14 protein-coding genes are annotated in these 16,076 nt (G+C 48.8%); all 14 read right to left on the bottom strand.

All coding sequences use genetic code 11. The features are described 5' to 3' along the window. Nucleotide 1 precedes the first annotated feature (1 nt). The 14 genes from ACT3T7_RS05115 to ACT3T7_RS05050 all read right to left on the bottom strand — a co-directional run bounded on the left by ACT3T7_RS05115 (nt 2) and on the right by ACT3T7_RS05050 (nt 15,571). Nucleotides 2-1,261, bottom strand: coding sequence for a TRAP transporter large permease (locus ACT3T7_RS05115; protein ID WP_444630249.1), 1,260 nt, complete (start codon nt 1,259-1,261; stop codon nt 2-4). Further along, the gene (locus ACT3T7_RS05110; RefSeq protein WP_193054767.1) at nt 1,258-1,821 is read right to left on the bottom strand and encodes a TRAP transporter small permease; all 564 of its coding nucleotides are present in this window, start codon (nt 1,819-1,821) and stop codon (nt 1,258-1,260) included. The genes ACT3T7_RS05115 and ACT3T7_RS05110 overlap by 4 nt, the downstream gene beginning before the upstream one ends. A gap of 19 nt (nt 1,822-1,840) precedes the next feature. Beyond that, nucleotides 1,841-2,821, bottom strand: coding sequence for a TRAP transporter substrate-binding protein (locus tag ACT3T7_RS05105; protein ID WP_193054766.1), 981 nt, complete (start codon nt 2,819-2,821; stop codon nt 1,841-1,843). A 60-nt stretch (nt 2,822-2,881) separates the two neighbouring features. Beyond that, a complete protein-coding gene (locus ACT3T7_RS05100) occupies nt 2,882-3,889 on the bottom strand; it encodes a transketolase family protein (RefSeq protein WP_444622539.1) in 1,008 nt (335 codons plus the stop codon). A gap of 1 nt (nt 3,890) precedes the next feature. Further along, complete coding sequence (locus ACT3T7_RS05095) at nt 3,891-4,763, bottom strand: transketolase (protein WP_444630248.1); 873 nt, start codon at nt 4,761-4,763, stop codon at nt 3,891-3,893. Between the two features lie 512 nt (nt 4,764-5,275). After that, complete coding sequence (locus ACT3T7_RS05090) at nt 5,276-6,178, bottom strand: ribokinase (protein ID WP_193054763.1); 903 nt, start codon at nt 6,176-6,178, stop codon at nt 5,276-5,278. 70 nt (nt 6,179-6,248) lie between these two features. Continuing rightward, a complete protein-coding gene (locus ACT3T7_RS05085; RefSeq protein WP_193054762.1) occupies nt 6,249-7,205 on the bottom strand; it encodes a D-ribose ABC transporter substrate-binding protein in 957 nt (318 codons plus the stop codon). Between the two features lie 74 nt (nt 7,206-7,279). Further along, complete coding sequence (locus ACT3T7_RS05080) at nt 7,280-8,377, bottom strand: ABC transporter permease (protein ID WP_193054761.1); 1,098 nt, start codon at nt 8,375-8,377, stop codon at nt 7,280-7,282. A gap of 25 nt (nt 8,378-8,402) precedes the next feature. Beyond that, entirely contained in the window at nt 8,403-9,959 is a 1,557-nt protein-coding gene (locus tag ACT3T7_RS05075; RefSeq protein ID WP_444630247.1) for a sugar ABC transporter ATP-binding protein, read from the bottom strand. A 9-nt stretch (nt 9,960-9,968) separates the two neighbouring features. Next, nucleotides 9,969-10,613 carry a DUF2291 family protein gene (locus ACT3T7_RS05070; RefSeq protein ID WP_444630246.1) on the bottom strand — a complete coding sequence of 215 codons (645 nt, stop codon included), beginning with the start codon at nt 10,611-10,613 and terminating at the stop codon, nt 9,969-9,971. Nucleotides 10,614-10,659: 46 nt separating this feature from the next. Continuing rightward, nucleotides 10,660-11,766: an MDR/zinc-dependent alcohol dehydrogenase-like family protein gene (locus ACT3T7_RS05065; RefSeq protein ID WP_193054758.1), complete on the bottom strand. Its 1,107-nt coding sequence runs from the start codon at nt 11,764-11,766 to the stop codon at nt 10,660-10,662. A gap of 427 nt (nt 11,767-12,193) precedes the next feature. After that, nucleotides 12,194-13,171, bottom strand: coding sequence for a sugar-binding transcriptional regulator (locus ACT3T7_RS05060; RefSeq protein WP_193054757.1), 978 nt, complete (start codon nt 13,169-13,171; stop codon nt 12,194-12,196). A gap of 89 nt (nt 13,172-13,260) precedes the next feature. Then, nucleotides 13,261-14,991: a dihydroxyacetone kinase family protein gene (locus ACT3T7_RS05055; RefSeq protein WP_193054756.1), complete on the bottom strand. Its 1,731-nt coding sequence runs from the start codon at nt 14,989-14,991 to the stop codon at nt 13,261-13,263. A 106-nt stretch (nt 14,992-15,097) separates the two neighbouring features. Next, complete coding sequence (locus ACT3T7_RS05050; RefSeq protein ID WP_193054755.1) at nt 15,098-15,571, bottom strand: RpiB/LacA/LacB family sugar-phosphate isomerase; 474 nt, start codon at nt 15,569-15,571, stop codon at nt 15,098-15,100. Nucleotides 15,572-16,076: the final 505 nt, after the last annotated feature.

Here is a 16,076-nt window from a genome sequence, read left to right as displayed (position 1 = left end):
CTCAGTAGATGATCAGTGCCGGTACATAAGAGACCAGCAACAGCACGATAATGGCCACCAGATAGAACGGAGCGAGCTCCTTGACGACCGCGCCGATGCGCTCACGGGCAATCGCCGCTGAGACGAACAGCGTAGTGCCGATGGGAGGTGTAAACAGACCGATACTCAGATTCACGCACATCATGATGCCAAGCTGCACCAGATCCAGGCCGATCGCGTTGGCAATGGAAACGAGCGTGGGTCCCAGTAGCAGGATCGCAGCGGGTAGATCCAAGAACATGCCGATTAACAGCAGGAGCAAATTGATCGCCAAAATGATCAGAATCGGGTGTTGAAGATACTCGACGGCCCACTGGGCCACGGCTTGCGGCACACCACCCGAGGTCAAGATATAGGCGATGATATTGGCCGCCGCGATTATTAGCATCACGATACCGGTGGTGATCACCGTATTGACCAGTGCGGCCATCACCCGCTCGCCGGTCAAGTCGCGATAGATGATACCGCTGACCATCAGCGCGTAAGCCACAGCGATAATGCTGACCTCGGTGGGCGTAGCAATACCGGCTCTTAGCAGTACGACAATAAAAACAGGCATCAACAGTGCAGGTAGTGCGGTAAACAGCGTGCTGCGCATCTCGGCACGCGTGTGCTTGAGCTTAAGACGAGGAAACCCACGGCGCTTGCCCACAAAATAACAAGCCAGCATCATACCGGCCGCCAGCATCAGGGCGGGAATCACAGCGGCAATAAACAATGAGGCAATCGAGCTGTTGGACACAGTGGCAAACAGAATCAGTGGAATCGACGGAGGCATTAGCCCGGCGATGACCGAGGAAGCCGAGGTGACCGCTGCGCCGAACGCACCGGGGTAGCCTTCGCGTTTCTGCCAAGGAATGAGCATTGAACCCAGCGCCGAAGCTTCCGCTACGGACGAGCCGGATACCCCGCCGAACACCGTCGAACCAACTACGCTGACCTGGCCCAGCCCGCCAGGATACTTGCCCACCAGCATCGAAGCCAACCCGACCAGTTTCTGGCCGAGTTTGCCCGACATCATCAGGCTACCGGACAGAATGAAGAAAGGAATCGCCAGAAGAGGGAAGCTCTGCGTTGGTTGAAAAATCTTCATCAGCGCCATACTGGAAGGCATGGGCCCGAAGACCGACAATGCCGCCCAACCGCTAATGACTAGCGAATACCCCACGGGCATTGCCATCAGCAAGAAAAGAACAAACGCCACTAGCATTTGAACTGTCATATTCCTTCCTCCCCGTGCGATACCTGCGGGTCGGACTGCTCCTCACCGCCCACCAGAACCAATGCACTATTGATCAGCGAGACAAGTGCGAGCCCTGCAAACCCAGCAACCACCGACCAATACGCCCAAGACATGCCAAGACGCGTAATGGGAAAGCGCTGTCCGCCTGCAATCTCCACCACATTCAAGCCGTGATAAGCCATAGTGCTGAAGGCCACCAGCGCGATCACATTCACAGTGAGTGTCACAACTTTCCGGGGTAGCCTTGGTAGCTTCTCCACCACCAGCTCAATCCCGATATGCTCGTTTCTAGCCGCAGCCGCCACAATGGCGCCCATCGTTAACCAAGGAAAGAACAGGTTGGGAATTTCCGTCGCCCAGCCAAGGTTTGTCGAGAAAAGATAGCGAACGACCACCCCAGAGAGCAGGGACACGAAAATGGTCACGATCGAAATGATCGCCAACCACTTGGATACTTGATAAATCAAGTTCTTCGAGCCGATTAACAGCGAAGCCGGTAAGCCGGCTTCGCTGTTGCGGCTCTCGTCTGAGAGCGTCATGAAAAACCCCTCCGGTTCGTTACTGCTGCTCGTTTTGAGCGGCGTTAACTACCATATCCACAAGCTCTGGATATTCTTCCCGCCACAGATCGTAAACAGAGGAGGTCGCTTCGACAAAAGGCGCCTTATCAACCTCATTAATATTCACACCGGCATCTTCGATCAAGCTACGAAGCCGCTCATCCGCTTCAAGAGAAGCCTGGCGATTGAATTCACCTGCCTCGTCAGCCGCTTCCTGGACCGCCTGCTGCTGCTCAGCAGAGAGCATGTCCCACATCATCTTGCTCATCAGAAGTGGTGTGGACTCATATTTATGCCCGGTCAGCGAGATATAATCCTGAACTTCGTGGAGCCTTGACGAGTAGGTATTCATCAAAGGATTTTCCTGGCCGTCTACCACACCCTGTTCAAGCGCGATGTAAAGCTCGGAGAAATTCATGGGGGTAGGATTGGCTTCCAACGCCTCAAAGATATCCACCGTCATTTCATCCGGCGGCGTGCGAATCTTCAAGCCTCGCAGGTCTTCCGGGGTCTCAATCGGGCGTACGTTGTTGCTGACGTGACGAATTCCATTATCCCACAGCCCAAGCAGTACCAGGTTCTGCTCTTCGGCCAAGCGTTTCAGCTCCGCACCCACTTCACCATCCATGACCTCCCAAGCGGCGGGCAGCGAGTCGAAGAGAAAAGGCAGACCCAGCACGGAGAATTGAGGCACTACGCTGGAGGTTGCGCCTTGGCTATTGGTACTGAACGCCAGAGTCCCCATACGCATGAGCGTCAAGGCTTCCATATCGTCGCCGTACTGGGCATTACCACCAACATCAACTATCAACTCACCATCGGTTTTCTCCTCAACCAATTCGGCAAAAAGCTCGGATGCCTCCCATTTGGGGTTTCCCTCTGCCGCATTATGCGTTAACTGAAGGGTCTGCTGGGCGGTGGCACTGCCTGCAAAGAAAACAGCGCCGGCGATGGCAGTAGCAAGAACAGTTTTTTTCATGACGTTTCTCTCAATTCGATTATTTGTTGTAAGTTGTAACTAGCGTATTAAGCTTCTGAATCAATTAACGTTTACAGCAACATGTTGCTCAATGGTTTTGACTACCTCCTTGGTAGAAATACCGTAGCGGTCATGTAGGGTGGGCAACGCACCGGCATCCAAAAACTCATCCGGCAGGCCGATCTGGTAGAACTTGACGGCCACACCCTCTTTCATTAGAAGCAAGGCCACGCTTTCACCCAAGCCGCCTACTACCGAGTGGTTCTCGGCGACGAAGACGGGGCGGTCCGGGTGGCGGCGCACTTCTTCCAGAATAGTCTGGGTATCCAGCGGCTTGATGGTGGCACAGTGCAGCACACCCACCTCTTTGCCTTTCTCCTTGAGCTCGTCGGAAGCCTCGATAGCCCGCATAGTCATCAGGCCTGAGGAGATAATCAGGGCGTCTTTACCGTCGATCAGTTGCTTGGCCTTGCCAATTTCGAACTTGTAACCTTCGAAGCGGTCCAGCACTCGCGGCACCTTGCCCCGCAGCAGGCGCAGATATACCGGGCCGTTGAAATCCACCATCGCCTGAACGGACTGCTCGATATCGACCGCATCACACGGGTCGACGATCGTCAGGTTCGGCATGCCGCGAAAGATGGCAACATCTTCGGTGGCCTGGTGGCTCGGGCCGTAGCCGGTGGTCAGGCCAGGCAAGCCGCCGACGATCTTGACGTTAAGATTCTCTTCGGCAATCGCCAGGCAGATAAAATCATAGGCGCGGCGCGAGGCGAATACGCTATAGGTGGTCACGAAGGGAATGAAGCCTTCGCGAGCCATACCGGCACCGGCCATCATCAAAAGCTGCTCGGCCATACCCATCTGGTAATAACGATCCGGGTAGGCCTTGGCGAAAATATTCAGGTCGGTGTACTTGCCCAAGTCCGCGGTCATACCGACGATCTTGTCGTTTTTACCGGCGGCCTCGACCAGCGCGTGGCCAAACGGCGCCGAGGTAGTCGGCTGGTCTTCCCCCGCAATGGAGGCGATCATGGCCGATGTTTTAAGCTTCTTCTTGGCGCTCATCTTATTTCTCCCCTGACTGGATACCGTAAACGTCATCAAGCTCTTTGAGCGCCACGCTCCATTCGTTTTCATCCACACGAATAAAGTGGTTCTTATCCCGTTTTTCCAAAAAAGGCACGCCGCGGCCCATCAAGGTGTCGCAAATGATCACGCGGGGCTTGTCGGAGTTACTTGCCAAGGCGCTATCGAAGGCTTCAAGTACGGCTTCAAGATCGTTGCCATCAACGCGGTAGGTTTCCCAGCCAAACGCCGCCCACTTATCTGCGACGGGCTCGTAATTAAGCACCATTGAAGACTTGTCGTCGGCTTGCTGGTCGTTAACATCAACGATGGCAATCAGGTTATCCAGCTTCCAGTGCGCCGCTGAGGCTACCGCTTCCCAAGTGGAGCCTTCGTTCAACTCACCATCGGATAACAGATTAAAAATCCGTGAAGTGCTCTGTTTGCGCTTAAGTCCAAGCGCCATGCCAACACCGATACCTAAACCGTGCCCCAAGGAGCCGCCGGTGATTTCCATGCCCGGGGTATAAGCAGCCATGCCGGACATGGGCAGGATGCTGTCATCACTGCCGTAGTCTTCAATTTCGTCTTCACTGATAACGCCTGCCTCAATCAGAGCGGCATAAAGAGCGATGGCATAGTGGCCAATGGACAGCAGAAAGCGATCCCGCTCTTCCCATTCAGGATTTTTAGGGTCGATTTTTAAAGCGTGAAAGTAGGAAACGGCCAGCACATCGGCGATTCCCAGAGCTTGACCCACATAGCCCTGACCTTGCACTTCGCCCATACGAAGAGCGTGGCGGCGAATACTATAAGCCCGCTGTCGAAGCGCTTTTACGGTACTGGCTTTCGATGCGGTAGCTGTTTGACTCATGCAAGTCACCTCCAATTGGTTGACCAATTGAAGATAAAGGCAATTTATATTCCTCGAAACAGAACTTTAGTCTATGATAAATAACATTAAATTTAATAAATATAAAAAACAGAACAATAAAAAACCATATAAAAATCCAACAAAAACAAAAAGATAAACGAAAAACACTGCCTTACTATATAAAACAGACGCGCCAAATCAATGCCGTATCAACAGCCGCAGGCAATATAAATAAAACCATGGACAAATGGTCAACCAATGGCGAAGCGCAGAGAGAAAGGCAGGGTGCTCTCAAGGTCTGAGCATGTACGAGATAAACACACACTCAAACCCAGGATGTGGAAATACTGAGAGGAAGAAAAAGACCGGAAGATCAGCGAAAAAAATAAAAAGCCAACGAGCGGAATATCATCGCATCCAATTAATGTTAGCCATCAATACACATAATAACCGCATCCCTACGTGTGCACAGGGCGGATAAATCTTAGCCATCAAAATATTAAAAAAGCACTTTATATCCCTTCTTGCCGCATCAACCGATCGACTTCTTCTGCCCTTGGAATACTGCTGGCAGCACCTCGGTACTGAACGGCTAACGCGGCGGCTGCCGTTGCTCTTTTGAGGCACTCAAGTGGCTCAGCGCCCGCCTGGCGAGCTGCGAGAAAATAGCCCACAAAGGTATCACCTGCCGCTGTGGTATCAATAGCTCTCACCGGTAAAGCGGCTTGAAAATAAGTTTTACTATTATATGAATACCATGCGCCCTCGCTTCCCAAGGTCAGTACTATCTCGGTACTGCCCAATTTATCCCTTAACTTTCTGAGCAAATCTGATGCGCTCGACTTTATCGGCATTTCTAATAAAGAAGCGGCTTCAGTGCGATTAAAAAAAAGTAACTTGCATTGATCCAAGGGTAGTTTTGATATATCTGCGGTCATGGGTGCGGGATTAAATATAACGTTACAACCACGGCTAGCTGCAAGCGGAATAATATAGCCAAGCCCATCACACTCGTTTTGAATAAGCAGCATATCTCCCGACTTAACCTTGGATAGCAACAATGCCAAACGTTCTTTTTCAGCACCGTGATTAACACCAGGGAACAAAATTATAGAATTCTCCCCTTGCTCATCAATCTGAACAATAGCATGTCCACTAGGCTGCTGGGTTAACTCTATATCACATACATCTACTCCTGCACTTTTCAGCTCTTCAACCGCCCAAGTATCTTTTAAAGACACTCTACCCCAATGGCTTACCATACCATTAGCGCGTGCTATTGACAGCGATTGATTTGCCCCCTTACCACCTAACCCTACACTGTGTTCATCGCACCCAAGTGTTTCTCCGGGACGAACAAAATAAGGAACGTGATAAATATAATCGATATTAATTGAACCATAATTATAAATCATCAACTCTTCTCTTTATTAAAAAGGCCAGCCAGTATAAAACTGGCTGGCCTTTAGGTCACTTTCTGATCATCTATCCTTTTAGTACAAAGGGTGCGATATAGTCATCAACATTATCTGGTGTAATAAGAATACAGTCATACAGCTGCTTTTCATTGTCCAAGCCAGTTTCGCCAGTACTAATATAATTATCAGCAATTCTGACGGCATCTTCTGCAAAGACAGCTACAGGCTGCAATACAGTATAAGACAACTCACCAGAACGAACTGCATCAACGGCATCAGGTGAACCATCGAACCCACCAACTAACACACCGTCAAGCAGGCCCTCTTGTTTGAGAGCCACAATAGCCCCTAGTGCCATTTCATCGTTACCGCTAATGACACCATTAATATCTGGGTGAGAACGCAGCATACTCTGCATCTTATTGCGCCCTTGGGTACGATCCCAATTAGCGATGTCAGAGGCTACTTGGGTTAGATCAGGATACTGGCTCAGGACAGTCTCATACCCATTAGAGCGTGTTGCTGCATTATTATCTGAAGGCGGACCTTCTAATTCTATATAGGTCCCTTCCCCGTTCAACTGCATTGCCCACTCTTGCGCACCTAACGCAGCCCCCTGAGCGTTGTTTGAAACTAACTGAGCCTTAGCTAATCCTTGTTCATTTATCTCAGCATTAATTATAAATACAGGAATACCTGCATCGACAGCCCTTCGGACAGCGCCAATGGAGCCATCTGCATTAGCAGGATCCAAAATTATAGCCTCAGCCCCATTGGTAATAGCCGTATCAACCTGATTACTTTCCGTATTTGTATCACCTACATGTGAGCTGACATTCGCTGTGTATCCTAATTCTTGTGCGGTGCGCTCAGCAATTGCTCCTTCTGTTTGCCAGTAGGGGTTAGACATATCATTCACGATAATAGATATTAGCCCTTTATCCTGAGCTACAATAGAGCCACTTACTAGCATTGACATGCTGGCAAGCGCTGTTAGAGCTAGCTTTTTACTTTTTGGAAACATACATCACCTCATAGTTATGATTATTAGAACTTCTGCGCAGTCCTTCGCAGGCCATACTTCTAAGCAAAACCACGCTAAGCGGCTGTTGCTTCAGAACTTTTATCTTTTGAATCTATTTGTTTTGTCTCTAACTTTTTAGAAGACTTATTTTTGGCACTGTACTGAATGTTATTAAGCATGACGGCAAAAACAATAACACTTCCTGTAAACACCATTTGCCAGTAGGCAGAAACCCCAACGATTACCAGGCCATCTGCCAGGAAGCCAATTACAAATGCACCCAGCAGAGTATTTCTTACTGAGCCGCGCCCACCCATTAGTGAAGCCCCCCCTATAACGACTGCAGCGATTGCCGTTAATTCATAGGTTGTTCCTGCAGTGGGCCCTGCTGACGTTAATTGAGAGGCAAGAACAATCCCAGCCAAGGCAGCGCATACACCGGAAATAATGTAAACAGAGAGCTTCACTCTATTAACAGGCACACCTGATAACTCTGCCGCCCTTGCATTACCACCCGTTGAGTAGACCCAGCGGCCAAACGGTGTGCGACTTAGCGCCAGCATGCACACAATAGCCACAAAAAAGAGGATCAGAACCCCCACAGGAATACCCAATAATTTGTTAAAACCAAGCCACTCGAACCCCGTATTACCTAATGCAGGATCACCACTCAAGCGATTAAAAGTCAGGCCATCAGTCAGCAACAGCGCTGCCCCACGAGCAACATACAACATGCCCAATGTGGCAACAAAAGCAGGCACTTTAAAATAGGCAACCAGAACACCGTTAATACTACCGACTAGCCCACCTAGTAAACACGTAAGCACTACAACAACCCACACGGAGGGAAAGAACGCTAAATTAAGCGCCTCAATCTCAACCCCTTCTAGCAGCATGCCGGCAAATACTCCGCACAGCGCCAACGTAGAGCCTACCGACAAATCTATACCGCCCGTTAGGATGACAAACAGCATTCCTATACCTAGCAAACCGAAAACAGCTACGTGCGAGGACATCGTCAAAAAATTGCCTGTCGAGAAATAAACAGGCGAGAGAATAGAGAAGACGATAATAATCGCGATCAATGCAAAAAAGGCCCTTCCTTCCAATAATATCTTGATGATATCAATATTGCCCTTTTTGACTCGTGATCCGTTGTTGTAATGAGACATGTTAAACACCTATCCGATTGAATACTCACGCGGCAACTGATTCGCCTGAAGCGGCCATAATTTCTTCCTTCGATACGCCAGGCCCGAATTCAGCAGAGATTCGCCCCTTGCTCATCACTACAACCCTATGCGGTATGCTTAAGCACTCGCTTACTTCAGATGTTGTAAAAACGACTGCCAAGCCCTCGCGCGCCCCTTCACTGAGCAGCTTGAAGACCTCTGCTTTCGCGCCAATATCAATACCTCGGCTCGGTTCATCAAGCATGAAGACGTCAGGATTGGTTGCCAGCATTTTACCGATAACAACTTTCTGCTGATTGCCTCCAGACAATGAGCCAATTTCAGCCTCACCACCATCTGTTTTGATATGTACCTTATTGATGGCTGAAGCAACCATTCCCTCCTCTAAGCTGGATGAAGTAAGTCCTTTGCGAGTAAATGCATTGATGCTAGCCAGCGACAAATTACGCCCGACTGTCATGGTTGCCACCAATCCATCCCGTTGGCGGTCCTCCGGTACTAGCACCAAACCTCTTTCTATTCGCTGTGCAATGTTGTAATGCGATATCTCTTGTGACTGGAGTCGTATTTTCCCCTCCGACTGCCTTACTCGCCCAGCAACACACTCTAGTAGCTCTGTTCTTCCTGCCCCCATCAATCCATAAATACAGACTATTTCTCCCGCACGAACATCAAGTGACAAGTCATCCACCACATAGCGATCTGCGACATTATCGTCACTTACGCAAAGGTGCTGAATAGAAAGCGCTATGTCTCCTTGCTCATACCCTTCCGGGGGTGAGCCAAGATCAAAGCTCTCCCCCACCATGTGCCTTACAATCCACTGAAGGTCGATTTCGCAGCGCGGGGCATAGGCGGTCATAACGCCATCACGCAGAACAACAGCATGGTCTGTAATCTGCAGCGCTTCCTCTAAGTGGTGTGAGATATAGACAATCGATACACCCTTGCTTTTGAGATCCCGGACTACTTTGAACAGTGTCTCGACCTCCGACGCGCTTAATGCAGAAGTCGGCTCATCCATGATGAGAATGCGGGATTTTTTGGACAGCGCTCTAGCAATTTCAACGATCTGTTGTTGACCAACACGCAGATCTTCGACCGGCGTTAAGGGATGAATGGGCTCATCCAACTCTTTCATTAATAGCTCAGCCTGACGTGCCTCTTCGCTATAGTCGACGCTACCACTAACTTTAGTAAGCTCACGCCCCATGAAGATGTTATCGCGGACATTCAAATTAGGAGCCAAACTTAGCTCTTGGTGAATGATAGTAATACCTAATGCTTCCGCATCAGATGGTGAAGAAAAGCAAACGTTTTTTCCTTCAAGAACAATATCTCCAGCTGTCTGAGGGATGACGCCAGACAAAATTTTCATCAGTGTAGATTTTCCCGCCCCATTTTCGCCAAAAAGCGTAGTCACCAGCCCTCGGTGTATATCGAAATTGACTTCTTTAAGGGCTTGCACTGCACCAAAACGTTTTTCAACATTACGTGCAGAAAGGATCACCTCACGTGAAGTCGTTTTAGTTTTAGCTGTCGATTTCTGATTGTTATACATAGCTACTCCTTAGTCAGTGATCGCTATACTCACCGGAGTAATTAGCCAGTTCTTTGGATTAATCATGTTAAAGGAGCCAGCGATCACTAAAGTTTTTCCCGTTAAATCCTGCCCTGCCATTTCCGAAAGTATCTGACGCTTCATTTCTTCATTTAAAGCAGCACCTGCATTTTGATATTCAATCTGGTTGGTGAAATCACTAAATTGAATATCCCCAGTGGTATCGCGAAGCGCGGTGCCATTAATCGCCGACCCAGCTTGTACCCGAACAACAATTTCATCGGACATACCAGCGACATTAACGGTATAAATGCCCGACTTTTCGTCTACAGCCACGCCTGTTAAAGTCACCGGTATAATATGGCCAATACCAGATGGAATACCGTATTTCTCTCCTGACGCAACGGCACTTTCAAGAGCCTCTGGCGCCAACACGGTTGCTTCTACTGCATTGGTTTCTACGTACTCTTTAATCTCAGGAAAGCTTTGTTGTGCAAAGTTTTCTGCTGAAAACCCCATTTCACTCTCAAGCTCGGTCAGGCTTACAATTTTGGTATCAAATGCCATTAATACAATAAGCGCTATGGCACAAACACCCACCACATAAACCTTTATACGCTTGTTAGCGGGCAACGAATTTAATGTCGCTGACATGGTCACTCCGGTTATTATTATGCTTATGATAAAAATCTTTAACGGCTTACTTCCAGTCTGGAATTAACACCACTTTTAATGCATCGGGATCATTGCGCATAAGATCCAGCCCCTCATGAAATTTATTCAATGGAAGCTTATGAGTTACTACACGATCCGTCGGAAAATCATTATTACCAATACCTTCAATAACCAATGGGTAGCAATAGGGACCTAAATGAGCACCCAATATATCCAGCTCTTTACGGTCACTAATAATACTCCAATCAACAGTAACAGGTTCTTTAAAAACACTAAACTCAACAAACCGCCCAAGTTTACGAATCATATAAAGCCCCTGTTCTACCGACTTAACTGCTCCCGTAGCCTCAATATAAATATCGCAGCCGTACCCCTCTGTAATACTTTTCACATAGTCGACAACATTAACCTCAGCTGGATTCAGAACGATGTCCGCACCAAATTCTTTGGCAAGCTCTAGCCGTTTATTATTGAGATCCAGGACTACCAGTTTCGAAGGGCCGGATTTTTTAATCGCGCCGATCATCCCTAACCCAAGCGTACCTGCACCGGAGAGAACCACGACATCACCCAGCTCCACCTGTGCACGTTTAACGGCATGCAGTGAACAAGCATAGGGTTCAATGAGGACCGCTTTTTCCATCGGGATTTCATCGGGGAGCTTATGGTTAATGGCTTCTTTGGGGAAGACCATGTATTCAGCCATACCACCATTTACATTGTTCTGAAACCCATAGACATCATGCTTTTCACACATCCAATACTGACCCCGGTTACAGAATCTGCATTCCCAGCAGGGCACAATTTGCTCAGATATAACGCGATCACCAATTTCCAAGTGTTTAACGCCGTCGCCCAATGCCATTACATGACCTATAAACTCATGCCCCGGAATCATAGGAGCCTTTATATAAGCGGGCTGAGTATCATCTCCCCAAAAGCTGGGTGCGCCTTCGTATGCCTTAAGATCACCTGCGCAGATGCCGCATGCTTCGACCTTAATCACCACTTCTCCCTCTTTCGCCTCTGGAACAGCAACCTCCTCAAGACGATAATCACCTGGAGCATAGGCCACGACAGCTTGCATGGTTAGTGGTAATTCAGCGTGCTTGTTGTTATCGGCATTACGCATTGCTCACTCCTAATGTCTCTTATTATGGTTTACAACCTTTCGTGCATTACAAAAGATATCACCGTGTACATATGAGTTAAGTACTTTAAGGATAGTCGAGTCAATTTATATTGTAACTTTTCATGCTCATACTTTAGACTAAGCCCATAACAAATTGATTATTAACAATAAAAAATAAAAACCCTATAAGGCATAAAATCTCCCTATATAAGCAATACGTAAACAACCCTCGATCATATGATCATAGGGTTATTAAATGCATTGCTTAACACATGACATCCTTGGCATACCAAAATGCATATGCCATGGACAAAGTGATAAACAAAGAAGTGACTGAAAAAGGGATTAAGCAGATAACCAAAGCTGCCAAGCAACTGAATAAATTGGGCGTTCAGGCCAGCCAAAAAGCCAATAGATAGGCATCTGCTTATGTCACATTGCGCTGAGTCGCTTCATCAAGGCGCAGAATAGTATGAGCATTAGTGACGCTGGTCGCTAATGTATCAATCACGCCTGTGCGAAGCGCACCCAAAATACCCACAGCTTTGGTATTCTCACTAGCGATAGCAATAACATCGGGAATTCGCGTAAGGTCCTGAATATTAAGGCCTACTACACGCCCCTGCATGCGTGTATCAGAAGGCTGACCGTGGATATCGATAAAGTCATAACCCATCATATCCCCCACCGTCCCAGACAGGCGCGCTTCGGCTATCTCTTGGGCAGAAAACCATCCCATGCGTACCATATTGCTATCTTCACTTACGTCGCCCACGCCAATTAAAGCGGTATCGGCGCGTCGCGCACGGTCCAGCGTCTGGCGAACAGTGGAATTTTCATACAATGCGTCCCTTACATCGCCGTTTTGTACCAAGGCAGGAGCGTAAAGTGTCTCACTATCGCCGCCAAACCGGCTCGCCAAGCGTCGACAAATATGATCAGGGTTCATATGCTCACCTGCACGCAGCGATCCGCCAATTGCACAGACAAAAGAAACCTTTAATACCTCTGCCTGAAAAACGTTATCTGCCACGGCGGCTACATTACGCCCCATACCAACGGCGACAATCTGGCCATCAATCAAGCTACGCGATAGGTGATCTGCCACCAGGCTAGCCACACCTGAACGCTGCGCATCTGGGTCCGCGTTATCCAGGGCAATTAGCGCCCGCTTGAGGCCAAAACGTCGCTTAAGCTCTTGCTCAATTTCAATGCTAACAGCGGGATGCACTCGTACTCGAACATCAACAATTCCCTCTGCTTGTGCCTTTTTAAGCAGACGTCCTATTCGTACTCGTGAATGACCAAGCCGATTAGCGATCGCTTCTTGGGTCTCCCCCTGTACATAGTAGAGAGTCGAAATCTCTGTCATTAAGTCAATGTCAGCAGTATCTTGACTATTCATTCAGCATCCGGGAATTGTTTAAAAGCATGGCACGTACTTAAAAACGAGGCGCTCCTACTTAAGAGCACCTCGCACGAGAACGTATAATGTCAGCTAGGCTCACACTTTTTCAATACAGGGATAAGCGCTTGAATGATCAGCGCGAGCGAAACAGCCCCTGCATCACGCGTGCCCAGACTTTTTTCTGCCAACGGGCGTGCCCGCCCCACTCGGGGTAACAGTTTCGCCGTTTCGTCAGCCGCTTTGCTAGCAGCGCGTGCGGCAACTTCCCAGCAAGCCACCAGCCCACCGCTCTTCTCAACCTCTTTGGATAAAGCATCGGCAAATGGGACCAGCACATCAACGAGCGTCTTATCACCCAACTCCGCCTTACCAAACGCCATTACCTGATCACGCGCACTTATCACACCTGCCGCAAGGCGCTGGCCAGAGAGCGGCCTATCATTACCTAGCGACTCTCCCATTGCTTTCAAAATCACCCGCCAGATAGCCCCTGATGTACCGCCCGCTTTATCTGACCAGCGCTGCCCTGCCCATTGCAGCACTGTTTGCGCGCCTGCACCCTTATTAAAAGCCTCGTTAGCACCTTCTAGCGCAGCTTTACTACCACGCTGCATACCGATGCCATGATCGCCGTCACCCGCGACGGCATCAATCTGACCCAATAAATCGCAATGGCTGTTCACGGTATTGGCAAGGACCTCCAGCGACTCGATAACGCCCCGCGCTAACTTACGAGAAGACTCGCTGGCCTCAGGAATAGTATCCTGCACCACGACCTCTACCTCAGCCGGGTCTAACGCCTCAGCGGGCTTGACACTGCCTTTTCGATAGCCAGGCGCATCAGCTGCAGCGGTCCAAAGCGGCTCCATTTGTTGATCAAGCCAGAAAAATGTCAGTGAAACCCCCGCCATGTCCAGGCTAGTCACCAGCTCACCCACATCCGGCTCTACAATATGTATGCCTACACTCTGCAATAGCTCATCGACTTTGCGATAAATAACAAATAGCTCTTCGTACTTTACGGTACCCAACCCATTAAGTACCACGGCCACGCGGGCTCCGCTGACTGCAATACCTTCAGGAACCTCTTGCAGCAATCGATTAACGAGCATTTCTGCCAGTTCATCGGCGGTGGGAACATCAGCCTCACTAATACCAGGCTCACCATGAATCCCCAACCCAATAGCCATCCTCCCCTCAGGCACATGGAAAAGGGAATCATCCGCTCCCGGCAGCGTGCATCCCTCAAAGGCAACACCAAAAGAGCGCGTGCAACGGTTTGCCTCTTTCGCCACCACGACGACTTCTTCAAGCGACAAGCCGTTTTCAGCAGCGGCAGCAGCGGCCTTAAAAACGGTTAAGTCCCCCGCAATGCCACGACGCTTATCTATCTCTTCTAGCGGTGCACTAGCTACATCATCAGTCACCAGCACGATTTCACAAGGAATGCCCTCGGCAATGAGGCGCTCTCGTGCCTCACCAAAATGCAGTACATCACCCGCATAGTTGCCAAACGAAAGCAGCACACCTCCACCGTTATGGGCTGCTTTAGCCACTGAGTAAACCTGCTGAGAGGAAGGAGAACAGAACAGATTCCCCATGACGGCGCCATGCGCTAACCCCTGCCCAACCAAACCAGCAAACGTGGGGTAGTGGCCGCTCCCCCCCCCAATTACAACGGCTACCGTACCGGGTTCACTGCGCGTACTGCGCACAACACCACCGGGTACGGCCATCAACTTATCGCGATTAGCAGCCACTAATCCTAAGCGCGCTTCTTCAGGAAAATCACTCGGATCATTAAACAGGCGTGTCATTATTATACCTCCGGAGTGAAGACATACGGCGTCATCACAGCTTGCATAGTGGTGTTATTGTTAATTTCTGGCTATTAATCAGTCTCGCCATCTCATCAACTTATGCTTAGCGGGTTGTTAATCGAGACTCGTACTCATCAATTTTTGCTATTTTTAACTCGGAAGCACCACCAGAAAAATGATTACTCAAAAATGTGGAGACAATTAGCTTGGCTAATTCTGGCCCCACAACTCTCGCCCCGAGGGTCACGATTTGTGCGTTGTTACTGGTTTGAGCTTTAGCGGCCGAATAAACATCATGCGTTTGAGCAGCCCGTATACCAGGCACTTTATTAGCAGAAATAGCTACTCCAATACCTGTCCCACAAACCAGTACTCCACGATCAAAACGCCCTTCCTTAATGGCCGTTGCTACCTCAAATGCGACGTCAGGATATAGCACCGGCTCAGCATTAAACGTGCCAAAATCTTCAACCTCGAAGCCTAGCTCACGAACATGGCTAATCAGCATTTCCTTTAAGCCGTAAGCAGCCTCATCACCACCAATCGCGACTCTGAGAGTAGGCGTTTTATTAGACATTTTGGTTCTCTCCGCACAAGCAATAGAAGCACAGCGACCGATAGCAACAAATATTCAGACACTCTATCCAGCCGCCTACTGGTGCCTTCAATCTACCACCAGATGATCATTTGTAAACAGATTGATCATAAGAACATAAAGTATATGTCAGCGCTTATACAAAAGAGATAAAACATAATTATGGCAAGCGATTGAATAATATAAATTATTAGCCAAAAAAAGCTGTAGAAGCATAATACTTATACTTTTGTATAGTAACCATCCATCCAAAAACTCCGTCACCATGCTTGACGAAAGACCCTTAACTGCCCAATCATTTGATCACAGACTGTTCATTTTAAAAATAGCAAAAATGACAAGCGAACACTCGCTGGCAGATGGCGTTCGGCTGTTGACATCGACTAACAGGACCTGGCGTCATTAATCTCGTAGCGCCTTATAGCTTGCAGTGTCATTTAATCAACAAGACCAAGGCATGATTCTTATGAAAAATCGCTCTGCCCTC

Source organism: Halomonas sp. 111 (assembly GCF_052379685.1).
GTDB classification, from domain to species: Bacteria; Pseudomonadota; Gammaproteobacteria; order Pseudomonadales; family Halomonadaceae; genus Vreelandella; species Vreelandella citrativorans.
The sequence above is the reverse complement of the archived record's forward strand: the minus strand, read 5'-3'. Positions and strand labels throughout refer to the sequence as shown.